A 23,463-nucleotide genomic window follows, 5' to 3' on the forward strand; every position below is an offset into this window, starting at 1 on the left:
CCCACGGGTGCGGCAGCAAAAATTTCACCGCAACGTGACTTCCCGTTGACTGTCGCTTCTGCCACAAATCTGGGCAACCAGAACAAGGCCGGCGTCACCGGCGGGAATCGGAACGGCCATGGCACCTCGACAACCTCTGCGGCTTGCGGCTTTCGCGCTGGCCTTCTCGGCGCTTGCCGGGACCGGCTTTGCCGGGGAGTCCGGCACCACTCAGGCAGACAAGCCGCAGACCGACAAGCTCCAGATTGACAGGCCCCAGATTGACAGGCCCTTGGGCGTCGTCGAGCTGTTCACCAGCCAGGGCTGCAATTCCTGTCCGCCGGCCGACGCTTTCTTTGCCGAGCTCGCGGCCAAGGACGACGTCGTCGCGCTCGCCTATCACGTCAATTACTGGGACTATCTCGGCTGGCAGGACACGCTGAGCAGCAAGGACAACACCGACCGGCAATATGACTATATGCGCGCCTTCGGCACCCGCTCGGTCTACACGCCGCAAGCCGTCATCAATGGCCGCAGCCACGTCAACGGCGCCAGCCGCAGGGAAGTCGACGGCGCGCTTGCCCGCATGGAGAAATCCGGCGACGGCATGCGGGTCTCGATCAAGGTCAGCCGCACCAGCGACCGCGTCATGATCGATGCCGGCGACGCCGGCAGCGGCCCGACCGACGCCCATGTCGTCATCGTCTATTTCGAACCGCCGCAGACGGTCACCATCGCCAAGGGCGAGAACACCGGCCGCTCGATGACCTACTGGAACGCCGTCACCGGCATCCAGACCGCCGGCATGTGGCATGGCAAGGCGCAGCGCTACGAATTGCCGATGACCGAGATCGCCAAGAAAGGCGGCTGCGCCGTGCTGCTGCAATCCGTCGGCAAGGACGGCCTGCCGGGTCCGATTCTCGGGGCGGCGTTTATTCATAAGCCTTAAACAGAATCTGTCGAAACGGCCCCTGCCTTCGTCATCCCGGGGCGAAGCAGGAGCGGAGCTCCGTCGCGGAGACCCCAGGATCCATGCCGCGACATCGGCTACGCACGAAAGCGGCCCAGAATCGAGTGACCGCCCGCCTTGGCTGTCCATTTCGAGATAGGTGCGCACCGGCTGACCATTCTGATAGGCGGCACGCTTCGACAAATGTCGCGGCATGGATCCCCGGGTCTGCGCGTCCGCTTCGCTTCCGCTCCGCCCGTGGATGACGAAGTCGTGCGGTAGCTCGAAATCGTTCAGCCAACAAAAAACCGACGTCAGCTTGCTTCTGACGTCGGTCATTTAGGTTTTGGGATCGTCGCACCCGGTCTTTCCCTGGGGAAAGTCCGAGGTTGGTTCGATCCGACGCAGACCCGTGGGCGGGGGGCTTGGGGTTTACGAGCCGGTGCCGGACCGAACCGTCTCAGGCAACGCCGGTAAATTCGTCGGACATTGGGGCATGAGCGCGGATAAAATAAGGCAGGAATGTGGCGAAGCATCACCAATTCACACACCGCGTTTTATAAAAGTGACTGGACGCTGCGAAAACAGCGCAGCCCCGGGATGGTTAGCCGGGTCTTGCAATTCCACGGCGAACACGCCAACTTCTGCAAGCGAGATTCATTTTTTCAAGGGATCGCGGTATGACCGATCGCAGCGGTGGGACGGAGGATGGGGACGCATCCGCAATATTGATCCCGCTGCAGGAGGCGCGACGCGAACGCCTCGACCAGCCGGTTCGCTTCGATCGGCGTGAACTCGATGAGATCCTGAGACTCTACGGACGCATGGTCGCCGCCAATGAATGGCGCGACTATGCCATCGATCATCTCGCTGATCGCGCTGTGTTTTCGGTCTTCCGCCGGGCCAGCGAAGTGCCGCTGTTCCAGATCGTCAAGGATCCGAAACTGGCGCGCCGGCAAGGCGCCTTCGCCGTCATCGCCGCTGGCGGCCGCATCCTCAAGCGCGGCCAGGAACTCGGCCGCGTGCTTGGAGTGTTCGATCCCAAGCTGAAAGTTGTCGAGGCCTGAGTTGGGGAATTGAAGAACTTAGGAATTGGGGAATTGAAGAAATAGAGAGCTGAGGAATTAAGAAGACGGGATTTCTCCAGGACTGAGTCCCTTTCTCCAATTCTTCAATTCATCAATTTTCCAGTTCCTAAGTTCGTCAACCCCCACTCACTTCCCGCCAAGACTCTTGCGAAATTTCCGCTCCGGCAACGAATCCGGATCGGGCGGGACTGTTGCGCCGCCATTCAGCGACAGCTGCATGAACACCGTGTCCAGCCAGCGCCCGTGCTTGTAGCCTGAGCCCTCCAGGCGGCCGGAGTGGCGAAAACCAAGCTTTTCATGCAGCCGCACGGAGGCGCTGTCGGCATGGCCGTCGCCGATCACAGCTATGATCTGGCGAAAACCTGCGACCCGGCAGGCCTCGATCAACGCCTGCATCAGCAGCAGCCCGACGCCCTGGCCCTTGGCATCAGGCGCGACATAGACCGAATCCTCGACGATGAAGCGGTAGGCTGGGCGCGGGCGGAACGCGCCGGCATAGGCATAGCCAAGCAACGCTCCATCCTTTTCGGCGACCAGATAGGGAAAGCCGCCTCCCGTCAGGCTGTCGAAGCGCGCGACCATCTCGGCGCGGCTGGGAGGCTCCAGTTCATAGCTCGCCGTGCCATGCCTCACCGCATCGGCATAGATCTCGGTGATTCGGTCGAGGTCGCCCTCCAGGGCCGCTCGTATGGTAACAGTGCTCATAATTTGTGCAAACGATTCATCTGCCTGCCATCACAGCAAAGGTCGGTACAAAAGGAAAGGGCGGCCGTTGGGCCGCCCTTTCGATATCAGCTGGTCCAGTTGCCTGGATAGGAAACCGCTTAGCGGCGGTCGCCCATGAACTGCAGCAGGAACATGAACAGGTTGATGAAGTCGAGATAGAGCCTCAACGCGCCCATGATCGCCTTGCGGCCGGCAACGTCGGCTTGGTCGCCTTCGTAGTACATTTCCTTGATGGTCTGCGTGTCATAGGCGGTGAGGCCGGCGAAGATCAGCACACCGATCGCCGAGATGGCGAAGCCGAGCGCCGACGACTGCAGGAAGATGTTGATCAGCATGGCGATCACCAGGCCGACCACGCCCATGACCAGGAACGAGCCGAACGCCGAAAGATCACGCTTGGTCGTGTAGCCATAGAGCGACAGTCCGCCGAAGGCGGCCGCCGTGGCGAAGAAGGTCTGGGTGATCGAGGCGCCGGTGTAGACCAGGAAGATGGTCGACAGCGACAGGCCGACCAGGCCCGAATAGACCCAGAAGGTCGTCTGGGCCGCAGCCACGCTCATCGACTGGATCCTGAACGACAGGAAGAAGACGGCGGCGAGCGGGGCCAGGATGACCACCCAGCGGAAGGCGCTGGCGTAGATCAGCGTGCCGAAAGCGGTCAGCTGTCCGTCGCCGGTGACGGCGAGCTGGAAAGCGCCCCAAGCGGCGACGCCGGTGATGAGGAGACCAAGCCCCATCAAATTGTAGACCTTCAGCATGTAGCTGCGCAGGCCCTGGTCGATGTCGGCGCGCGCGCCGGGCACGGCCGAAGTTTGGTAGTTGCGAATGGGCTCAGCCATTGGAATCCTCTGTTGCTTCTGCCCCGTACGGTGTCAGGCCCTTTTAGGACCTGGGCGCCGCTGGCGGGGCTCCAGCATGCCTGTGGCGAAATATGATGGTTCTTGACGTCAAGAACAAGACCGTAACGGCCTGCAACGCCTGGTGAATCGCTGGAAGCCGGTTTTCTTGGGCTTCCAACGTCGCACATTACCAAGATTTAACCGGACGGGCCGGATTCGGCCGGGATTCCCACCTCAAAACTCAGAGGTCGCGCAGCACCGGCGCCGCCTTGTGGCCGAGCACCCGCCAAGTGCCGGCCAGGCCGATGCCGACGGTGATCACCAGCGCGAAGATCAAAGTCGCCACCGCCACCTCCGGCATGAAATGCGATGGCAGCGTCATGATGCGGGCGACGATGTACCAGGCCGCGATGCCGCCGGCGGCAAGTGCGAACACCGCGGTGGCGAGCCCAATCAGCATGTATTCGAGCGAAAACGCCGTGATCAGCGTCCGCCGCGTGGCGCCCAGCGTCTTCAGCACGACCGCATCGTGGATACGGGCGCGATTTCCGGCGGCGAGCGCGCCGGCCAGCACCAGCACCGAAGCGATCAGCGCCACGCCGGCCGCCGCCCGGATCGCCGTGCCGAGCTGGCCGACCAGCCGGTTGACGAGATCGAGCGCATCCTTGACCCGCACCGTCGTCACCGCCGGGAAGGCACGGGTGAGGGCGTTGAGCAGTCGGGCATCATCGGCCGCCGTGGCATCCTTTTCCGTCAGCGTCGCCAGCCAGCCATGCGGGGCGCCTGCAAAAGTGTTGGGCGAGAACACCATGACAAAATTGATGCCCATCGTCTCCCATTGCACTTCGCGGAAACTGACGATCCTGGCCGTCACATTGCGGCCCAGCACATTGACGGTGACGGTGTCACCGAGCTTCAGCCCCAGCGCCTTGCCTTCATCGTTGGAAAACGAAACCAGCGGCTCGCCGGTATAGTTATCCGGCCACCAGCTGCCTTCGGTCAGCGTCGCGTTGGCCGGCTGTTTGGCATCATAGGTCAGGCCGCGATCACCGCGCAGCACCCAGGCGCCTTCAGACGGCACATTGGCCTTGTCGACATCGACGCCGTTCAGCGCCATCACCCGCCCGCGCAGCATCGGCACCTTGACCAGCGTGCCCTTGGGCGCCTCTTTGCCGACCAGCGCCGAGAAGGCGTCGACATCGCCGTTCTGGATGTCGACGAAGAAGAAATTCGGCGCCCGTTCCGGCAGGCTGCCGGAGATCTGCTGCCTGAGATTCCCGTCGATGAGCGCCAGCGTCACCAAGAGCGTCAGCCCGAGCCCCAGCGACAGCACGACAGACGGCGTCAGCGCGCCAGGCCGATGGATGTTGCCGATGGCGAGCCTGAGCGCAACCGAGCGCACGCGCGGACTTTTGCGCGCCGCCCATTGCACCAGCGCGCCAACCAGGCGCAGCACCAGAAAGGCAAAGATCGTCGCGCCGACGAAGATAGAGGCGATGCGTTGGTCGCCGGAAAACAGGATGGCCAAAGCCGCCAGAGCGATCGCGATGACGACCGCTGCGGCAAGGTAGGGCAGGCGCGGAAAGCCGCGACCCTCAAACCCCATTTCGCGAAACAGCGCCGTTGCCGGCACGTCGCGGGCGCGGCCGAGCGGCAGCAGCGCGAAAGCCAGCGTCACCAGCAGCCCGAAGAGCGCCGCCATGGTGAGCGCGCCGGGATAGAAACCGCCTTCGGCCGGGACCGGAATGACCGACTGCAGCGCGGCACTCGCCGCGAACGGCATGGCGGCGCCGAGGATAAGACCGAGCACAATGCCGAGGCCGGCGATCATCAGGATCTGTACGAGATAGACGGTGAAGACGAAGCCGCCGGAAGCGCCGAGGCTCTTGAAGGTGGCGATGACGCCGCGCTTGCCGTCGAGATAGGCGCGCACCGCATTGGCGACGCCAACGCCGCCGACCACCAGCGCCGTCAGCCCGACCAGCGTCAGGAACTGCGAGAAGCGTTCGATGTTGGAGGACAGTGCGGGTGCGGCGTTGGAACGCGTGCGGATCGACCAGCCGGCTTCGGGGAAATCGCTCGCGGCCCGTTTCTGGATGCTTTTGAGATCGGCCTCGCTGACGCCGACCGGCAGGCGAACCTTGTAGGCATTCTCGACCAGGCTGCCCGGCTGGATCAGCCCGGATGCGGCGAGCCCTGCTGTCGAAACCATCAGCCGCGGCGCGAAGCCGAAACCGTCCGACACCGCATCCGGCTCGCTCACCAGCCTGGCGCGCAATTCGAATGTCGCGCTGCCGAGCTTCAGCCGGTCGCCGATCTTCACATTGAGCCGATCGAACAGCAGGTCGGGCGCCACGGCGCCGAAGATTCCGGATTTCTCACCGAACAGATCCTGCCGGCCAAGCCGCGGTTCGGTCTGCAGTGCGCCATAGAGCGGATAGGCGTCGTCGACTGCCTTGGCCTCGACCAGCGCCTGGTTGGTGCCGTCCTCGAGCCGCGCCATCGAGCGCATGTTAGCGCTGTGCGACACCGCACCCAGGCCACCAAGGAAGGCGCTTTCGGCCGGCACCGTATCACGCTGGTTGATCTGGAAGCGCAGATCGCCGCCGAGCAGCGTCTGGCCCTGGTCGGCAACGCCGGCGGTGATCGCCTGCGCCACCGAATTGACGCCGCCGATGGCAGCCACGCCGAGCGCGATGCAGGCCAGGAAGATCATGAAGCCCGACAGCCCGCCGCGCATTTCGCGTAGCGAGAACCGAAACGCCAGCTTCAGGGTGCGGGGCCAGGTCGCCCCCTCATCCGGCCGCTTCGCGGCCACCTTCTTCCCGAGGGGAGAAGAGGTCACCAGCTGCGACGTCGGCCTCCTCTCCCCAGCGGGGAGAAGGTGGGATGAGGGGGTCTTTTCAGCCATGGCTACGCCGTCACTTTGAGCAGAGGCGCATCCTCGATGCGGCCCGAGCGCATCGACACCTGGCGCGAGCAGCGCGCCGCAAGGGCTGGATCATGGGTGACCAGCACCAGCGTCATGCCGCGCTCGGCCGCAATGGCGAACAAAAGGTCGGCCACCTGCCGCCCCGTCGCCTGGTCGAGATTGCCGGTCGGTTCGTCGGCGATGAGAATGCGCGGCGCGGGTGCCAGCGCCCGAGCAATCGCCACGCGCTGCTGTTCGCCGCCGGAGAGTTCGCCGGGATAGTGGGTGACTCGGTCGCTCAGGCCTACGGCTGCCAGTTCACGCGCGGCCACGCCGAACGGATCGGCATGGCCGGCCAGCTCCAGCGGCACCGCGACATTTTCCAGCGCTGTCATATTGGGAATGAGATGGAAAGACTGGAAGACGATGCCGATGTTTCGGCCCCGAAACGATGCAATCTGGTCCTCGCTTTTGCCGTTAAGCAATTCGCCGGCGATGCGCACCGTGCCCGAATCGACCCGCTCCAGTCCGGCCAGAACCATCAGCAAGGTCGACTTGCCGGATCCCGAAGGCCCGACGATGCCCGTCGCCTCGCCGCGCGTGACGTCGAGGCTGACGCCTTTCAGCACATGCACGGACGACGCGCCTTGGCCGAGGGTCAGGGATATGTCTTTCAGCTCGATGACGGCTTCTGTCACAATTAAAGCGTCCTATATGGGGATGAAGGCTCTGCCTGCCGGAAGCCGTCGCCGGAAGAATTCTTGGTCATATGGGGCCTGCTGCATGTCTTTCAAACGCTCGATTGCCGCAGGGCTCATCCTTTTCCTCACCCTTTGCGGCGCCATTTCGTCGGCGCGGGCCGAGACATTCACCATCGTCGGCTTCGGCGACAGCCTGATGGCGGGCTTTGGCCTGGGGCCTGGCGAAGGCTTCACCGACAAATTGCAGGCAGCCCTTCGCGCCAAGGGCCTTGATGTGAGCGTCGCCAATGCCGGCGTTTCCGGCGATACGTCGAGCGGTGGCCTGTCGCGGCTCGACTGGTCGGTGCCGGACGGCACCAAGCTTGTCATCCTGGAACTCGGCGCCAACGACATGCTGCGTGGCGTCTCGCCCAGCATTACTGAAAAGAACCTGGACGACATGCTGGCGAAGCTGAAAGCGCGCAAGATCGCCGTGCTTCTGGCCGGCATGCGCGCCGCCCCCAATCTCGGCGCCGACTACCAGACCGCCTTCGATGCGATCTATCCGAAGCTGGCCGGGAAATACGATGTGCCGCTCTATCCGTTCTTTCTCGATGGCGTTGCCGGCGAGAGCGGGTTCCAACTCGAGGACGGCCTGCACCCCAATGCCAAGGGCGTCGACCGCATGGTCGAGCGCATCCTGCCCATCGTGGAAAAGGCAATTGCAGCGGTCGAGGGCGGCGCCTGAAACGGGATCTTCGCTTCTGACGGCACCTTCCGTAAGGGAAACATTAGGGAAAGCCTGCGACCAACAAATCACTTGCCCCGCTTGAATATCGATGATTCGGTAGGGGCATAGTTCGATTCGAGGAAGGGAGGCTCACCATGCCGCGTCTTTTCACCGCCCTCGAAATACCGCGTGACGCCGCTCTTTCGCTGTCCCTGCTCAGGGGCGGCCTGCCCGGGGCGCGCTGGATCGATGTCGAAAACTACCACATGACGCTGCGCTTCATCGGCGATGTCGAGGGCCATGTCGCTGACGAGATCGCCAACGCGCTCGACCGGGTTCACCGCCCATCCTTCTCGCTTACGCTGTCCGGGGTCGGCGCCTTCGGCCAGAAAAAGCCGCATGCCGTCTGGGCCGGCGTTTTCGCCTCACCCGATCTCTCCGCCCTGCAAGGCGAAATCGACCGCATCTGCCAGCGGCTGGGCCTGCCGGCGGACCCACGCAAATTCACGCCGCATGTGACGCTGGCGCGTCTACGCAATTCGAGCCCGCTCGACGTAGCGCAGTACTTGTCGGCGCGCGGCAATTTCTCGACACTGCCGTTCCGCGTCGGCCGCTTCGTCTTGATGTCGTCGCGCGATTCGGTCGGCGGCGGTCCCTACATCGTCGAGGAAGCCTGGCCGCTGTCCGGCGCCGATGCGCGCTCCTCGAGCAGCTTTGCCAGCGCCTCCGACGCTTCGCGGATCATGCGGTAGACCGAAGCGAAGGCTTCCGCCCCGTCGTAATAGGGATCCGGCACGTCGCGGGCTTTTCCCTGCGCGAACTCCGCCAGCAGATGGATGCGTTCGCCGGCGCCGGCCGGCGCCATCACCTTCAGGTCTCGGACATTCTGCCGGTCCATACCGAGGATCAGGTCGAAGCGGGCAAAATCCTCCGGCCGGACCTTCCGCGCCCGCTGCCCGGAAATGTCGATGCCGTGGCGGGCAGCGACCGCGACCGAGCGCGGGTCTGGTGCTTCGCCGAGATTCCAGCCGCCGGTCGCGGCCGAGTCCAGCATCATGGCGCGGCCCCGCTCGGCCAGCACGGCGCGAAACACGCCTTCGGCGAGTGGCGAGCGGCAGATGTTGCCGAGGCAGACGAACAGAATGGAATTTATTGGCTTTACGCTCATTCGATATGCGCCGTTTGTGCATTTGGAACCCCAAAACGCAAAGCACGTTTGGGCGACTTGCACTATGGTGAGGGTCAAAATCGGGATAGCACGGGACATCATCATGACGAGAGAAAAACTCAGCAAGGACGCCATTACAGCCGCACTGGCCGACCTCGGCGGCTGGTCGTTGGCCGCGGACGGCGCCTCCATCAAGCGCAATTTCGTCTTCAAGAACTTTTCCGAAGCCTTCGCCTTCATGACCCGCGTCGCTTTGGCCGCGGAAAAAATGGACCATCACCCCGACTGGTCGAACGTCTACAAGACCGTCGACGTGACGCTGAACACCCACGACGCCGGCGGCGTCACTGCGCTTGACATCGCGCTGGCCAAGAAGATGAACGGTTATTTCGGCGGCTGAACGTCGGGCGCAGCGACGTGCCGGCAACGGCAAATCGGAACCATCCTCTTGCAGGGAGGTTCGGCTTTCACCACATTTTCCCGTGCCGGCCGCGCGCAACACGGTGCGTGACGGCCAGCAGAGGAGACATTGATGGCGCAACAACCCGGTTTTGATTTCTTCGGCTTCGGCAACGGGCTGGGCGATGAAAGCGAAGTGCGCGCGAAATTCTGGCGCACGGCCAAGAAGGCGGCGCGGCAGATACCGTTCATGGAAGAGGTGGTCGCCGCCTATTACTGCGCGCTCGACAAGAAGACGCCTTTGCGCGCCAAGGGCATATTGCTGGCAGCGCTTGGCTATTTCGTGCTGCCGACCGACGTCATCCCCGATTTCGTCCTCGGCCTCGGCTTCACCGACGACATCGCCGTGCTGACCGCGGCGATCACTGCCGTCAGCGCCCATATCACGCCTGCCCACCGCAAGGCCGCCAAGGAAGCGATCGCCGACAAGAGCTGAACCGTCGGCCGTCCCATCAGCGAACTTGTTTTCCAGAAATCCGGCGTTCAAACAGGGCGATAGTCGCTTGGCTTCGGGTTCCGCTGCGGCCGTTGAAAAAGTCAAACTCTTGCCGCTTTCGTGGCCTCCAAGTCGCCGCAGGGACATTGCGACAGCGGCTTTTCACAAAGGCAGCGTGAAAATGGCGGTGGTTTCCAGGGATGAATGTCCTTTTCCGAGGGAAATTCACCGTTTGGTAACCCAGATTAAATCAAAATGAAGCGACGGGCAGGACGCCAAGCCGGCCTGCCTCCGCACCATTTGGAATACAGGAAAAACGATGCGCGGATTGATTGCACTAGTCTCGAGCCTGGTCCTGGTGGCCTTTGCCGCGCCGGCGCTGGCGCAGCAGGCAACCAAGATCGGCCAGCACAATGCCTGGGGCACCTACAGCTATCAGGCGCAGGGCGGCAAGGTCTGCTATGTGCTCACCGTGCCGACCGACAAGCAGCCGCCGACGCTCGACCATGGCGACATGTTCTTCTTCGTCAGCCAGCGGCCGGGCCAGCAGGTGTCCTACGAACCGCAATTCATCGCTGGCTACACCTTCCAGGAAGGCTCCAAGGCCACCGTCACCATCGACAAGAAGACGTTCTCGATGTTCACCCGCGGCAAGTCGGCCTGGGTCGAGAACGCTGCCGAGGAACCCGTGCTGATCGCCGCCATGAAGACCGGCACCGACATGAAGGTGTCGGCGAAGTCCGGCCGCGGCAACCCGACGACCTATGTGTTTTCGCTGAAGGGCATCTCGGCGGCGCTGTCGTCGATCGCCAAGTGCAAGTAGTTGCCGGCGCTGAAAAGCCTGCTCTCGAACTCCATCCGAGAAACACCTGCACTCGGTTCGAATGAGCAAATCGGGAAAGATCCTGCGAACGGTATGGATTGTCGCGCTATGCGCAGCGGGAACGCTGCTTGGCGGTAAGGCCGGCTATCACGCCGCCGGATACGTTGGAGCAATAGCTCTGGGTTTTGCAGGCTGGATTGTCGGCGCGATGCTCGGCATGGGCGGTTTGGCTGGAGTAAGAATTTTGATGCGCATTTTGGCAACTTAAGCACTGCCTTCTCTGGCATCCGTTAGCTGGGGACCAACCGCCCTGCATGACTCTCACTCCAACCTGTGCTATGCGCCGCGCTTCTTTTCGGCACGATGGATGAAATCGGCCGCAATTCGCTTATATTGGCGCTGATATGACCCTTTCCTTCGATCTCACCACTGAGGGCGCACGCGATGCGTTGCGCGCCCGCACAGCTTTGGCTGAAAAGCCGTCGCTGATCGGCTTGACCCGGGCCGAACTCGGCGAGGCCCTCATCAGTGCCGGCATCGTGCCCGAGCGCCAGGCGAAAATGCGCGCCCAGCAGCTGTGGCACTGGATGTATGTTCGCGGCGTTTCCGATTTCGCCGGCATGTTCAACATCTCCAAGGATCTGCGCGGCGAGCTCGACAAGCATTTCACCGTCGCCCGGCCCGAAATCGTCGAGGAGCAGATCTCGTCCGACGGCACGCGCAAATGGCTGTTCCGCTTTCCGCCGCGTGGCGCTGGCCGTCCGGTCGAGATCGAGACCGTCTACATCCCCGAGGAAGGCCGCGGCACGCTGTGCATCTCCTCGCAGGTCGGCTGCACGCTGACTTGCTCGTTCTGCCACACCGGCACGCAGAAACTGGTGCGCAATCTGACTGCGGAAGAGATCCTCGCCCAGTTGCTCACCGCGCGCGACCGGCTCGGCGATTTCCCCGACCGCGACACGCCCGACGGCGCCATCGTGCCGGCCGAGGGTCGCAAAGTCTCCAACATCGTCATGATGGGCATGGGCGAGCCGCTCTACAATTTCGAGGCGGTGAAGAAGGCGCTGCTGATCGCCTCCGACGGCGACGGGCTCTCCCTGTCCAAGCGCCGCATCACGCTGTCGACCTCCGGCGTGGTGCCGGAAATCCTGCGCACCGGTGAAGAAATCGGCGTCATGCTGGCGATCTCGCTGCACGCCACCAATGACGATCTGCGCGACCTGCTGGTGCCGATCAACAAGAAGTATCCGCTGAAGGAACTGATCGCGGCGTGCCGCGCCTATCCCGGCCTCTCCAACGCCAAGCGCATCACCTTCGAATATGTGATGCTGAAGGATGTCAACGACTCCATCGAGGACGCCAAGGGGCTGATCAAACTGCTCAAGGGCATTCCGGCCAAGATCAACCTGATCCCGTTCAACCCGTGGCCGGGCACCAACTACCAGTGCTCGGACTGGGAGACGATCGAGAAATTTGCCGACTACATCAACAATGCCGGCTATGCCTCGCCGATCCGCACCCCGCGCGGCCGCGATATCCTCGCCGCGTGCGGCCAGCTGAAGTCGGAATCTGAGCGCATGCGCAAGGTCGACCGGCTGGCACTGGAAGCCATGATGATCGCGGGGCACGGCGAGGCGTGAGCCGCGTCATCGCCTATCTCGTCCGCTTCGCCGTCATCCTGTTCGGCTATATCGTCGCTTCGCTGGCGGCGAGCGCCTTTCTCAATGTCCTGTTCCTGGCCTCGCTCGGTTACGCGCCCGAGCATGCTCCCCCGACGGCGACCGCATCGCTGTATTTTTCGATCCCCTTCGTGGCGCTGTTCATCGCTTATTTCGCCTTCATGCCGGCGGCCATCGTCATCTTGATCTCGGAAATACTCAGCCGCCGCGACTGGCTGTTCTATGCCCTTGCGGGCGGCATCGTGGCCGCGGTGTTCCTCGGCTTCGTCCACCAGAATGCCGACATCAATTTCGACGTCACCGATCCGCACGCCATCGCCGCGGTGATCGGCTGCGGCATGGTCGGCGGCATCTTCTACTGGCTTTCCGCCGGCCGCTGGGCCGGAAGCTGGTGGCAGAGTGATGCCTCCCTTCGCTAACCGAGAAGGCCATGCTCGCAACAACAAATACCCCCGTTGCGCAGCAACCCGTTCGCGACGTGGAACAACCTATCTTAACGGTTATGGTCTATTGAGCGGCGGGAACCATCTCGCTTCAACCTCTCGGGTTTCAGCTTGGCTCAATTCATCGCAACCCGGTTTGCAACTATAGTGATCGGTTTCATCGCGGCCGTATTGGCGTCCAGCATGACAGTCGCCGCTGCAATAACAACCCTCACTGTCTGGACGGACCCTGGGCCGTGGCTGATGGGGGACCCGCTAGCGCCAGTGGCGACAGCCCTGTTCATGGCCATCTACCTGGCGATAGGCGTCGCCATCTTCAGTTTTCCGCCTTTCGGTCTGATGGTTCTGATCGCCGAAACCAGATCGATCAGGATACCAATCTACTATGCGATCATGGGCGGCGCGTGCGCATTGGCTGGCAGCGCGCTCGTCTTCTGGGTCTGGTCGTCAAGACATGTTGCCGCACACGAAATGCCCTTGCAGATTGTCCCGCTTTTAAGGTCCGGCAGAACGTTGTTTGTCGTCGGCCTGATCGCCGGTCTGGCCTATTGGGCGGTCGCAGGGCGCAGCGCAGGCTGGCGCAAGCCTACTTCGCCTGAGCGGTCAGGATCTTGAGCGCGAAGGCCGAAAACACCCCGGCGAAGAGATAGTCGACCACCCGCGTCACGCGCGGGCTTGCCTTCATCGCCGCCGAAAACTTTTCCGCCGCGAACACCATTGGCGCCGTCACCGGGATCGACAGCACGATGAACATGACGCCGAGGAAGAACAGTTTTCCCGGTGCGTTCGGGTCATGCGCCGAGACGAATTGCGGCAGAAACGTCATGAAGAACAGGATGATCTTCGGGTTGAGCAGATTGACGCCGAGCCCGGCGGCCCAGCTGCGAAACAGCGAAATCTGCGGCCCGCTCTTCCTCTCCGGCGAAAATGCCGAGCCTTTGGTGAGCGCCTGCCAGGCCAGGAAGACGAGATAGGCGGCGCCAAAAATCTTCAGCACGAGGAAGGCCATTGGCGAGGCGACGATCAGCGCCGAGATGCCGACGGCCACCAAAGTGGTGTGGATGAGCGTGCCGCACAGCGCCCCGGTCAGCGAGGCCAAGCCGGCAGCGCGGCCCTGGCTCAGCGTGCGCGAGACGAAAAGCGTCATGTCCGGCCCCGGCGTGATCGCCAGGATCATGGTGGCGACGGCGAACGGGATCAGCGTCGTGGTGTCGGGGATAAAGGACATTGGCGGCCCCTGGCAGAGCATCGGACCCAAAAGTGGAAGCCGGTTTGGGAGCATCCGATGCTTAAACAAAAAGGATGCGCAGCCCTATAGCGCAGGCGCGGGGTCCCTTCCAGCAGCTGGCGGCGGCAGCCTCTGGTCCAGACTGGATCAGCGTTCGTCCCTTGCGCTGCCTGGAAAGCCCGTGATACCTCGCCCGCGAAGAACCCTGTCGCGGAACCGCCAACAATGTCGAAGACAAAAGACGTCAAGAAGGTCGTGCTCGCCTATTCCGGCGGCCTCGACACCTCCATCATCCTGAAATGGCTGCAGACCGAACTCGGAGCTGAGGTCGTCACCTTCACCGCCGATCTCGGCCAGGGCGGTGAGCTGGAGCCGGCGCGCAAGAAGGCCGAGATGATGGGCATCAAGGATATCCGCGTCGTCGACGTGCGCGAGGAGTTCGTATCGGACTTCGTCTTCCCGATGTTTCGCGCCAACGCCGTCTATGAAGGCACCTATCTGCTCGGCACCTCGATCGCCCGGCCGCTGATCTCGAAACACCTGGTCGAGATCGCCAAAGAGACCGGCGCCGACGCTATTGCCCACGGCGCCACCGGCAAGGGCAACGACCAGGTCCGTTTCGAGCTTTCGGCCTATGCGCTGAACCCCGACATCAAGGTCATCGCGCCGTGGCGCGACTGGTCGTTCAAGTCGCGCACCGACCTGATCAACTTCGCCGAGCAGCACCAGATCCCGGTGGCGAAGGACAAGCGCGGCGAAGCACCGTTCTCTGTCGACGCCAACCTCTTGCACTCCTCTTCCGAGGGCAAGGTGCTGGAAGACCCGTGGAGCGAACCGCCGGAATTCGTCCACCAGCGCACCGTCTCGCCGATGGACGCGCCGGACAAGGTCACCGAGATCGAGATCGAATTTTTGAAGGGCGATCCGATCGCGCTGAACGGCAAGAAGCTGTCGCCGGCTGCGATGCTGACGGCCCTCAACGATCTTGGCCGCGACAATGGCATCGGCCGGCTCGACCTGGTCGAGAACCGTTTCGTCGGCATGAAGTCGCGCGGCGTCTACGAAACGCCAGGCGGCACGATCCTGATCGTCGCCCACCGCGCCATCGAATCGATTACGCTCGACCGGGGTGCCGGCCACCTCAAGGACGAGTTCATGCCGCGCTATGCCGAGCTGATCTACAATGGCTTCTGGTTCTCGCCCGAGCGGCTGATGCTGCAGGCGATGATCGACAAGAGCCAGGAAGATGTCGAAGGCACGGTGCGCCTGAAACTCTACAAGGGCAATGTCATGGTCACCGGCCGCAAGTCGAAGAAGACACTCTATTCCGACGCACTGGTTACCTTCGAAGACGACCGTGGCGCCTACGACCAGAAGGACGCCGCCGGTTTCATCCGCCTCAACGCGCTGCGGCTGAGGACACTGGCAGCACGCAACCGCAAGGGTTGAGCCTAACTACTATTTTAGGAGAACCCGGCGGAGACGCCGGGTTTTTATTTGGCGCCTCTAATATAAGAAAAGTCAAACCAGCCAGGCGACTCCTGTTGACCTTCTAAAAGCTTCATCTAAATTCCCTCGCGGGACGAGGGATTCTGATAGTGAAAAACACCATTTTTCTCCTGCTTGCGGCGGCCATTGTCTTTACCGGAGGCCATTCCTCGCAGGCGGCCGCGAAACGCGAGCAGAATTCGGACGGCTGCATCTCCGCCGTCCATTTATGGAGCATCTCGTTCAAGCACGAGATCGCCTCTTTCATGGGCGTCTCGCAGGAGCGCATGCCAGCCCTGTTCTGTCAGCGCATTGGCGAAGGGATTCGCAGGGGGCGGATTACCTACTCCGACCTAAACCGGCTGCAGCTCGACCAATCGACCGAAATCTGGCTGGTCATCAAGGGCAAGTCAAAGGCGGCTGCCAGCGCCACGCCGGCGCCGCGGAACTCCAAATTCCGTACCTGCTCAAATGTTATCACCGGCTCCTTCGAGGTTGCGGCTTCCGAGAAATGCCCCTTGGGCGGCAGCTACTCGCAAGCTGCCGGAGTCCCGACGGTGATCGAGGGCAGGCCAAAGGCGGCTCCTCCAAAGCCGCGGAACCCCAGGTTCCGTACCTGCTCGAATCTTTACGGCGGCTCCTTCGAGGTTCCCGCTTCCAAGAAATGCCCCTTGGGCGGCGGTTACGTGAACAATTGAGAGCCCAGGCGCTCGCCGCTCTTGTCATGCCACACGCATCGATAAAAAAGCCCGGCACATGGCCGGGCTCATGCCGAGTAGACGGTCTTATCAACCGCCGTCGATTGCATCGGCGATCTGGGCGATGGCCTGCTGGTAGACGCTGGCGGAATTCCATCCGGCAATTGCGCCCATATTCGAACTCGCACTGGCACCGGCCCGCCAGCCATGAGCCTTGAGGAAGTTGGCGGTGGACGCCAGCGCGGTCGCCTTGTCGCGCAGATTTCCGTTGCCGACGCCATACTTCAGGACATTGCCCGGCAGGAACTGCGTATGGCCGATCTCGCCATGCGCGGCACCCACCGACGAGGCGCTCAGCGCGCCGCGATCGACCAGCTTCAGCGCCGCAATGGCATGCGGGTAGAAGAACCCCGGACGGCGGCAATCATAGGCAAGCGTAAGAATGGCAGAGACCGTATTCTGGTTGCCCATGGCGGAACCGAAGCCCGTCTCCATGCCCCAGATGGCAAGCAGCACACCCGGCGAGACTCCGTAATTGCTCTCGATCCTGTCGAACATGGCCGCATTCTGCTTTTTCAGCGAACGGCCCCTGGAAATGATCGAGGCCCCGCCACGGCGCTTCATGAAAGCGTCCACCGAACCGCTGAACGCCTTGTGGATTGCGCGGTCGACGGAGATCGTCTTTGTCGCGTAGCTGGCGCCGGCCAGAGCGGCAAGCCCCTTGGGGCCAACGCCTTCAGACCTGGCCTCTGCGGCGAACTCCGGCTTCCACGCCTCGAAACCGGCGCCGGTCTTGCCGCAACTGGCCCCCGCCTGCGCGCCCGTCGCCAGCGCAAGCACCGCCACCAGCGTGGCAGCAAAAATCTTTCCCTTGGCAAACAATGCCATGTTTCTCTCCTGATTGCCTGAATCACGTCCCGGTTGTGAACTTGCCAGTGAAACGCGCCATTGTCACCGTACCCGGCGCCACGCTGGCCAATGCAGCGGAATTTGCCTACGATCAAGGGCTTATTGTGGCGGGGAAACCATGGAAGACGTGGATGTCGTTATCATCGGCGCCGGTTCAGCGGGCTTGGCTGCCGCCAGGACCATTCGTGCCGCAGGCCTTTCCTTCAAGCTGCTCGAAGCCATGGGCCGCATCGGCGGCCGCGCCTGGACCAGCGACCAGCATTTCGGCATCCCGTTCGACATTGGCTGCGCCTGGCTGCATGCCGCCGACCGCAATCCCTATTTTCCCGAAGCGCAGGCTGCCGGCTGGACGCTGCATCACCACGACATGAATGTCGACCATCTCTACTACCGCCAGCGCAAGGCGAGCGAGCAGGAGGAGGCAGAGATGAAGGCCGCCGATGCTCGGCTGTTCGAGCTGCTGGCCACCCATCAGGTGGAAGAGGGCGATGACGACCGGCTTTCGACGCTGCTGGCCAAGGGCCAGGCGCCGCGCGCCGCCGCCACCTTCGCCGGACCGATGGATTTCGGCGCCGACGAGGACGAGATCTCGATCCGCGATTTTCAGGCCGCCGCCGACCTCGACCCGAACTACTTCAGCAAGGAAGGCTTCGGCGCGCTGGTCACCCGCTTCGGCGACGACCTGCCGGTCGAACTGTCGACGCCGGTGCGCAAGATCCTGTGGGATGTTCCGGGCGTCGCCTGCGTCACCGATCGCGGCACCGTGCGCGCCAAGGCGGTGATCGTCACCGCCTCGCCAGCGGTTCTCGCCTTCGAGGAGATCGAGTTTTCGCCAGCGCTTCCCGACACGCATTTCGGCGCCTTTTTCGACTTGCCGATGGGCATGCTGACCAAACTGCCGGTGGAGATCCGCGGCACCAGGCTCGGCCTCGAACCCTTCGACGACCTGTTGATCGAACGCATGGCCCGGCACGACATCTATTTCCTGTGCTTTCCCTTCGACCTCGATTTGATGGTCGGTTTCGTCGGCGGCGACTTTGCCTGGGAGATGTCGGCGGCCGGCGAGGCGGCCGGCATCGACTTCGTCGTCGACCGGCTGTGCGGCATTTTCGGCAGCGACACCAGAAAGCATGTGGCGCGCGCCATGATGACCAATTGGGGCGAAGAACGCTTCGTGCGCGGCGCCTATGCGGCGGCCCGCCCCGGACGCTCTGAGGCCCGCGCTTCGCTGATGCAGCCGGTGGCGGAGAAGATCTTCTTCGCCGGCGAGCACCTGGCCGGGCCGCTGATCCAGACCTGCGGTGGCGCGCGCCTGTCGGGCGAGAACGTGGCGCGCCAGGTCGCCGCCCGGCTGGCCGTGAAATAGCGCCGGGAAGGCGGAACGCCCATCGGTCACTGGCGTTTTGGGCAGCGCGCCGCGCATACCCATATAGCTGCCGTGACGAATTGAGGCCGAGATGAAACTGTTCGACTGCCCGCATTGCGGCCACCGGCTCTATTTCGAGAACGCGCAGTGCCTGAATTGCTCGAACCTCGTGCTTTACGATCCCGAGCATGCACGCTTCGCCCTGTCTGATATCGACGGCATCTTCCACTGCACCAATGCCGATGAATGCGCCTGCAACTGGATGGCCGAGCCGGGCCACCCCTTCTGCCGCGCCTGCGTGCTGAACCAGCTGATCCCCGACCTCTCCGTCGACGGCAACCGTCGTCGCTGGATCCGCGTCGAGGCGGCCAAGAAGCGCGCCATCTATTCCCTGCTTGCCGTCGGCCTGCCGGTGGCGCCCAAGCAAAACCCCGGCGACGAGATCGGCCTGGCCTTCGACTTCCTGGCCGACCCGATCGGCGGCGGTCCCGGCGGCGAACGCATCCTCACCGGCCACGACAACGGCCTGATCACGCTCAATGTCGCCGAGGCGGACTCGGCCGAGCGCGAGCGGCGCCGCGTCGAGATGGGCGAGAACTACCGCACACTGCTCGGCCATTTCCGCCATGAGCTCGGCCACTATTATTGGGACCGGCTGATCCGCGACGACCCGCAAAGGCTCGACGCCTTTCGCGCGCTGTTCGGCGACGAACGCGCCGATTACGAACAGGCGCTGCAGGCCTACTACGCCAATGGCGCGGCGCCCGACTGGCAGCAGAACCACATCTCGGCCTATGCGACATCGCATCCGTGGGAGGACTGGGCGGAGACCTGGGCGCACCATCTGCACATCACCGACACACTGGAGATGGTGCACGCGCTGAACTTTCCGCTCGGCCAGCTGGAGACGATGGACGCCAATGTGCTGCCGCAGGGCGACACCGGCGGCCGCCTGCAGCCCGCCCCAGCCGAGCCTGACGCCGTGCCCGAGCCGTTCGAAAAGATCCTCGCCCGCTGGCTGGTGCTGTCGGAAGCCTCCAACTCTATCAACCGCTGCATGGGCCTGCCCGATCTCTATCCCTTCGTCATTTCGGACGTGACGGCGCAGAAACTCGCCTTCGTACACGAGCTTCTGACGGGTTTGCCGAAAGAAACCGGAACAAATCGTGAGCCGGCACAGGCATTTTAGCCGGAACGCATGCGCTCTGTTTTCGTTTGGGGTCGCGAGGGGACCATGAAAACGGAGAGAAACCATGAGACGCATACTGTTTCCGGCCATCGCCGGGGCGCTTGTCGCAATGTCGGGTGCGGCACTTGCCGATACTGCCGTCTCGGCCGTCACCGATCTTAACGTGCGCGCCGGCCCCGGCCCGCAATATCCGGTGATCGGCGTGCTTGCCGCCGGCCAGTCGGCGACGCTCAATGGCTGCATCGAAAACAGCAAATGGTGCACCATCGCCGAAGCCGGCGGCCAAGGCTGGGTCTATTCCGACTATGTGACGGCCGAGTTCGGCGGCAGCCGCGTCGTGCTGACGCGCCGCCCTGCCGACGCCGCCATCACCGTCGTTGCACCGCCGCAGGATGATTATCCCGACACCTATACCGGCGCGATCCTTTCCGACGACGGCCCCATCGACGCCATCGACAGGCCGCCGGCGGAAGTCGGCACCTATGTCAGCACGCACCGGCTCGACCCGGTCTATCTCGACGGCGAGGTGGTGACCGGCGCGACCTTGCCTGACACCGTCGAACTGCGCGAAATCCCCGATTACCGCTACCGCTATGTCTATGTGAACGGCCAGCCTGCGCTGGTCGACCCGCAGACACGGCGCATTATGTACGTCGTGCGCTGATTGAATCCCCGAAGGTGGTCCCCATCGGCGGCCGCCTTCTCCCCGGTGTCGGCCTGGTCAGGCCGCTTGGAGTTGCTCGGTCGATCTCGGCCTTCCTGGCCTTGCTCTCGGCGGCGGGGTCATAGCGCCGTCGCGGAACGATTATTCCGCACTGCAGCGAACGTTGCGCCGGCTTCGGGCCGGCCCCTAATCGATTGAAGCAATCGCCAGCCTTTTTGTCAGACTAAATGACGTTCCCAAAACGATTTTCTGGCTTTGACGCGGTGCAAAAAGAGCATTAGAAACCGGGCTGTCTGAAGTCATACGTGAAGGCGGCAAACGCCGCATTCCATCGCGACTCCGGACTTCGAACTGGGGCAGCCATGAGCAAATCACCAGCCACCCGAACCGCCAGACGTGAACGGCCGCTCTCGCCGCATCTGACGATCTACCGCCCGCCGATTACCATGACGATGTCGATCATTCATCGCATCACCGGCGGGGCGCTGTATTTCGGCACGCTCCTGGTCGCGGCCTGGCTGATGGCGGCGGCGAGCTCGCAAGGTGCCTTCGATTGGGTCAACTGGGCCTTCGGCACCTGGCTCGGCCGCCTCATCCTGTTCGGCTACACCTGGGCCTTGATGCACCATATGCTGGGTGGCGTGCGCCACCTCGTCTGGGACACCGGCGCCGGGCTCGAGAAACACACGGCATCGAAGATCGCCTGGGCGACGCTCGTCGGATCGGTTGTGCTCACGCTGCTGATCTGGGTCGCCGGCTATATAGCGCGGGGGGCCTTGTGATGAGCGGCAGCAACAACGACATGCGCACGCCGCTGGCGAAAGTCCGTGGTCTCGGCTCGTCCCACGAGGGGACACAGCATTTCTGGCGCCAGCGGCTGACGGCGCTCGCCAACATTCCACTGACACTGTTCTTCGTCGGCTTCCTCATCGCGCTCAACGGCGCCGGCTATACCGAGGTGCGGGCAGCGCTCGCCAATCCGTTCGTGGCGCTGGTGATGATCCTTTTCCTGATTTCCGGGCTTTACCACATGCGGCTCGGCATGCAGGCGATCATTGAGGACTATGTGATCAGCGAAGGCCTGAAGCTGCTGACGATCGCGTTCAGCACATTTTTCACCATAGCGGTCGGCGTCGCCTCGATCTTCGCCCTGCTCAAGCTGGCATTCGGAGGCTGAGTTGGCCAAGGACGCAAAATCAGCCAACCCGGCTTACACCTATGTCGACCACAAATTCGATGTCGTGATCGTCGGCGCCGGCGGCGCCGGCTTGCGCGCCACGCTCGGCATGGCCGAGCAAGGCCTGCGCACCGCCTGCATCACCAAGGTGTTCCCGACCCGCTCGCACACGGTGGCGGCGCAAGGCGGCATTGCCGCCTCGCTGTCCAATATGGGTCCGGATTCGTGGCAGTGGCACATGTACGACACCGTCAAGGGATCGGATTGGCTCGGCGATGTCGACGCCATGGAATATATGGTGCGCGAAGCACCGGCCGCGGTCTACGAACTCGAGCACTATGGCGTGCCGTTCTCGCGCACCGAAGAGGGCAAGATCTACCAGCGGCCGTTCGGTGGCCACATGATGAACTATGGCGATGGCCCGCCGGTGCAGCGCACCTGTGCGGCTGCTGACCGCACCGGCCACGCCATCCTGCACACGCTTTACGGCCAGTCGCTGAAGAACAATGCGCAGTTCTTCATCGAGTATTTCGCGCTCGACCTGATCATGGAGCCGGACGGCACCTGCACCGGCGTCGTCGCCTGGAACCTCGACGACGGCACCATCCACCGCTTCTCGGCCAAGATGGTGGTGCTGGCGACCGGCGGCTACGGACGCGCCTATTTCTCCGCGACCTCTGCGCATACCTGCACTGGCGATGGTGGCGGCATGGCGGCACGCGTCGGCTTGCCTTTGCAGGATATGGAGTTCGTGCAGTTCCATCCGACCGGCATCTACGGCGCCGGCTGCCTGATTACCGAAGGCGCGCGCGGTGAGGGCGGCTATCTCGTCAATTCCGAGGGCGAGCGCTTCATGGAGCGCTACGCGCCGTCGGCCAAGGATCTTGCCTCGCGCGACGTCGTCTCGCGCTGCATGACGCTGGAGATTCGCGAAGGCCGCGGCGTCGGCAAGAAGAAGGATCACATCTTCCTGCATCTCGATCACCTCGATCCGGCGGTGCTGCACGAGCGGCTTCCCGGCATTTCGGAATCAGCAAAAATCTTTGCCGGCGTTGATCTGACCAAGGAGCCGATCCCGGTGCTGCCGACGGTGCATTACAATATGGGCGGTGTGCCGACCAATTACTGGGGTGAGGTGCTGAACCCGACCGCCGAAAACCCGGACCGGGTGTCGCCGGGGCTGATGGCGGTGGGCGAGGCCGGCTGCGCCTCGGTGCACGGCGCCAACCGGCTGGGCTCGAATTCGCTGATCGACCTGGTGGTGTTCGGCCGTGCCGCGGCGATCCGCGCGGGCCAGGTCATCGATCGCAATTCGGCGATCCCTTCGCCCAACGAAGCCTCGGTCGAAAAGATCATGGACCGCTTCGACCGGCTGCGTCATGCCAACGGTTCGACGCCGACCGCCGTGCTGCGTGAAAAGATGCAGAAGGCGATGCAGGAAGATGCCGCCGTGTTCCGCACCCAGGAATCGCTGGAGAACGGCTGCAAGCGTATTTCGGAGATCTGGACCGAGCTCAAGGACGTCAAGGTCTTCGACCGTTCGATGATCTGGAACTCGGACCTGGTCGAGACGCTGGAGCTGGAAAACCTGATGGCCAATGCCATCACCACGGTCTACGGCGCCGAAGCCCGCAAGGAGAGCCGCGGCGCCCATGCGCGCGAGGATTTCTCGGCCCGCGACGACGCCAACTGGCGCAAGCATACGCTGGCCCACCTCAATGAGGACGGCAAGGTGAGGCTAAGCTACCGCCCCGTGCACACCGAGCCGCTACTGGCCGAGAAGGACGGCGGCATCAGCCTCGCCAAGATCGCGCCCAAGGCCAGGGTGTATTGA

At 63.1% G+C, this 23,463-nt stretch carries 26 protein-coding genes; 19 read left to right on the forward strand and 7 right to left on the reverse strand.

Annotated features, from left to right (window positions below):
- Positions 1-118: 118 nt before the first annotated feature.
- Together FJV77_RS13090 and FJV77_RS13095 are read left to right on the forward strand one after the other, a co-directional pair.
- Positions 119-928: a thioredoxin family protein gene (locus tag FJV77_RS13090; protein ID WP_142867219.1), complete on the forward strand. Its 810-nt coding sequence runs from the start codon at positions 119-121 to the stop codon at positions 926-928.
- Between the two features lie 680 nt (positions 929-1,608).
- Positions 1,609-1,995, forward strand: a complete 387-nt coding sequence (locus FJV77_RS13095) for a DUF2794 domain-containing protein (RefSeq protein WP_142867220.1) — start codon at positions 1,609-1,611, stop codon at positions 1,993-1,995.
- A 147-nt stretch (positions 1,996-2,142) separates the two neighbouring features.
- Here the strand turns inward: FJV77_RS13095 and FJV77_RS13100 are convergent, their stop codons facing one another.
- From FJV77_RS13100 to FJV77_RS13115, 4 genes are all read right to left on the reverse strand, one after another.
- Positions 2,143-2,721 carry a GNAT family N-acetyltransferase gene (locus FJV77_RS13100; protein ID WP_142867221.1) on the reverse strand — a complete coding sequence of 193 codons (579 nt, stop codon included), beginning with the start codon at positions 2,719-2,721 and terminating at the stop codon, positions 2,143-2,145.
- A gap of 119 nt (positions 2,722-2,840) precedes the next feature.
- A complete protein-coding gene (locus FJV77_RS13105; RefSeq protein ID WP_142867222.1) occupies positions 2,841-3,581 on the reverse strand; it encodes a Bax inhibitor-1/YccA family protein in 741 nt (246 codons plus the stop codon).
- A gap of 241 nt (positions 3,582-3,822) precedes the next feature.
- Positions 3,823-6,321, reverse strand: a complete 2,499-nt coding sequence (locus tag FJV77_RS13110; RefSeq protein ID WP_185970308.1) for an ABC transporter permease — start codon at positions 6,319-6,321, stop codon at positions 3,823-3,825.
- Between the two features lie 173 nt (positions 6,322-6,494).
- Complete coding sequence (locus tag FJV77_RS13115; RefSeq protein WP_142867224.1) at positions 6,495-7,190, reverse strand: ABC transporter ATP-binding protein; 696 nt, start codon at positions 7,188-7,190, stop codon at positions 6,495-6,497.
- An 85-nt stretch (positions 7,191-7,275) separates the two neighbouring features.
- Here FJV77_RS13115 and FJV77_RS13120 point away from each other — a divergent pair, with 85 nt between their 5' ends.
- Positions 7,276-7,920 (forward strand): arylesterase, encoded by a 645-nt coding sequence (locus FJV77_RS13120; protein ID WP_142867225.1) that lies wholly within the window; start codon positions 7,276-7,278, stop codon positions 7,918-7,920.
- A gap of 137 nt (positions 7,921-8,057) precedes the next feature.
- Positions 8,058-8,654, forward strand: coding sequence for an RNA 2',3'-cyclic phosphodiesterase (gene thpR, locus FJV77_RS13125; protein ID WP_112560072.1), 597 nt, complete (start codon positions 8,058-8,060; stop codon positions 8,652-8,654).
- On the opposite strand, the gene FJV77_RS13130 is transcribed toward thpR, so the two are convergent.
- Positions 8,558-9,070: a low molecular weight protein-tyrosine-phosphatase gene (locus tag FJV77_RS13130; protein WP_142867226.1), complete on the reverse strand. Its 513-nt coding sequence runs from the start codon at positions 9,068-9,070 to the stop codon at positions 8,558-8,560. The genes thpR and FJV77_RS13130 overlap by 97 nt on opposite strands.
- Positions 9,071-9,173: 103 nt before the next feature.
- On the opposite strand from FJV77_RS13130, the gene FJV77_RS13135 reads away from it, so the two are divergent.
- The 7 genes from FJV77_RS13135 to FJV77_RS13165 all read left to right on the forward strand — a co-directional run bounded on the left by FJV77_RS13135 (position 9,174) and on the right by FJV77_RS13165 (position 13,525).
- The gene (locus tag FJV77_RS13135; RefSeq protein ID WP_142867227.1) at positions 9,174-9,470 is read left to right on the forward strand and encodes a 4a-hydroxytetrahydrobiopterin dehydratase; all 297 of its coding nucleotides are present in this window, start codon (positions 9,174-9,176) and stop codon (positions 9,468-9,470) included.
- Between the two features lie 132 nt (positions 9,471-9,602).
- The gene (locus tag FJV77_RS13140; protein ID WP_142867228.1) at positions 9,603-9,965 is read left to right on the forward strand and encodes a YkvA family protein; all 363 of its coding nucleotides are present in this window, start codon (positions 9,603-9,605) and stop codon (positions 9,963-9,965) included.
- Positions 9,966-10,284: 319 nt separating this feature from the next.
- Entirely contained in the window at positions 10,285-10,788 is a 504-nt protein-coding gene (locus FJV77_RS13145; protein ID WP_142867229.1) for an invasion associated locus B family protein, read from the forward strand.
- Positions 10,789-10,849: 61 nt separating this feature from the next.
- Positions 10,850-11,056 (forward strand): hypothetical protein, encoded by a 207-nt coding sequence (locus FJV77_RS13150; protein ID WP_142867230.1) that lies wholly within the window; start codon positions 10,850-10,852, stop codon positions 11,054-11,056.
- 136 nt (positions 11,057-11,192) lie between these two features.
- Entirely contained in the window at positions 11,193-12,428 is a 1,236-nt protein-coding gene (rlmN, locus tag FJV77_RS13155; protein WP_142867231.1) for a 23S rRNA (adenine(2503)-C(2))-methyltransferase RlmN, read from the forward strand.
- Positions 12,425-12,886: a hypothetical protein gene (locus FJV77_RS13160; RefSeq protein WP_142867232.1), complete on the forward strand. Its 462-nt coding sequence runs from the start codon at positions 12,425-12,427 to the stop codon at positions 12,884-12,886. The genes rlmN and FJV77_RS13160 overlap by 4 nt, the downstream gene beginning before the upstream one ends.
- A 306-nt stretch (positions 12,887-13,192) precedes the next feature.
- Entirely contained in the window at positions 13,193-13,525 is a 333-nt protein-coding gene (locus FJV77_RS13165) for a hypothetical protein (protein WP_142867233.1), read from the forward strand.
- Here FJV77_RS13165 and FJV77_RS13170 read toward each other — a convergent pair.
- A complete protein-coding gene (locus FJV77_RS13170) occupies positions 13,497-14,138 on the reverse strand; it encodes a LysE family translocator (RefSeq protein WP_142867234.1) in 642 nt (213 codons plus the stop codon). The genes FJV77_RS13165 and FJV77_RS13170 overlap by 29 nt on opposite strands.
- Before the next feature lie 225 nt (positions 14,139-14,363).
- On the opposite strand from FJV77_RS13170, the gene FJV77_RS13175 reads away from it, so the two are divergent.
- Entirely contained in the window at positions 14,364-15,587 is a 1,224-nt protein-coding gene (locus FJV77_RS13175; RefSeq protein WP_142867235.1) for an argininosuccinate synthase, read from the forward strand.
- A gap of 149 nt (positions 15,588-15,736) precedes the next feature.
- The gene (locus FJV77_RS13180; protein ID WP_246691250.1) at positions 15,737-16,324 is read left to right on the forward strand and encodes a hypothetical protein; all 588 of its coding nucleotides are present in this window, start codon (positions 15,737-15,739) and stop codon (positions 16,322-16,324) included.
- A 90-nt stretch (positions 16,325-16,414) separates the two neighbouring features.
- Here FJV77_RS13180 and FJV77_RS13185 read toward each other — a convergent pair whose 3' ends face one another.
- A complete protein-coding gene (locus FJV77_RS13185) occupies positions 16,415-17,212 on the reverse strand; it encodes a lytic transglycosylase domain-containing protein (RefSeq protein WP_142867236.1) in 798 nt (265 codons plus the stop codon).
- Positions 17,213-17,351: 139 nt separating this feature from the next.
- On the opposite strand from FJV77_RS13185, the gene FJV77_RS13190 reads away from it, so the two are divergent.
- The 6 genes from FJV77_RS13190 to sdhA all read left to right on the forward strand — a co-directional run bounded on the left by FJV77_RS13190 (position 17,352) and on the right by sdhA (position 23,463).
- Positions 17,352-18,599 carry an NAD(P)/FAD-dependent oxidoreductase gene (locus FJV77_RS13190; protein ID WP_142867237.1) on the forward strand — a complete coding sequence of 416 codons (1,248 nt, stop codon included), beginning with the start codon at positions 17,352-17,354 and terminating at the stop codon, positions 18,597-18,599.
- A 91-nt stretch (positions 18,600-18,690) separates the two neighbouring features.
- Complete coding sequence (locus FJV77_RS13195; RefSeq protein ID WP_142867238.1) at positions 18,691-19,788, forward strand: putative zinc-binding metallopeptidase; 1,098 nt, start codon at positions 18,691-18,693, stop codon at positions 19,786-19,788.
- 64 nt (positions 19,789-19,852) lie between these two features.
- On the forward strand, positions 19,853-20,452 hold the full coding sequence (locus FJV77_RS13200) for a DUF1236 domain-containing protein (RefSeq protein WP_142867239.1): 600 nt from the start codon (positions 19,853-19,855) through the stop codon (positions 20,450-20,452).
- Positions 20,453-20,814: 362 nt separating this feature from the next.
- A complete protein-coding gene (sdhC, locus tag FJV77_RS13205; RefSeq protein WP_142867240.1) occupies positions 20,815-21,234 on the forward strand; it encodes a succinate dehydrogenase, cytochrome b556 subunit in 420 nt (139 codons plus the stop codon).
- Entirely contained in the window at positions 21,234-21,629 is a 396-nt protein-coding gene (gene sdhD, locus FJV77_RS13210) for a succinate dehydrogenase, hydrophobic membrane anchor protein (protein WP_142867241.1), read from the forward strand. The genes sdhC and sdhD overlap by 1 nt, the downstream gene beginning before the upstream one ends.
- Position 21,630: 1 nt before the next feature.
- On the forward strand, positions 21,631-23,463 hold the full coding sequence (gene sdhA / locus FJV77_RS13215; protein WP_142867242.1) for a succinate dehydrogenase flavoprotein subunit: 1,833 nt from the start codon (positions 21,631-21,633) through the stop codon (positions 23,461-23,463).

This window comes from Mesorhizobium sp. WSM4306 (assembly GCF_007003975.1).
Lineage (GTDB): Bacteria > Pseudomonadota > Alphaproteobacteria > Rhizobiales > Rhizobiaceae > Mesorhizobium.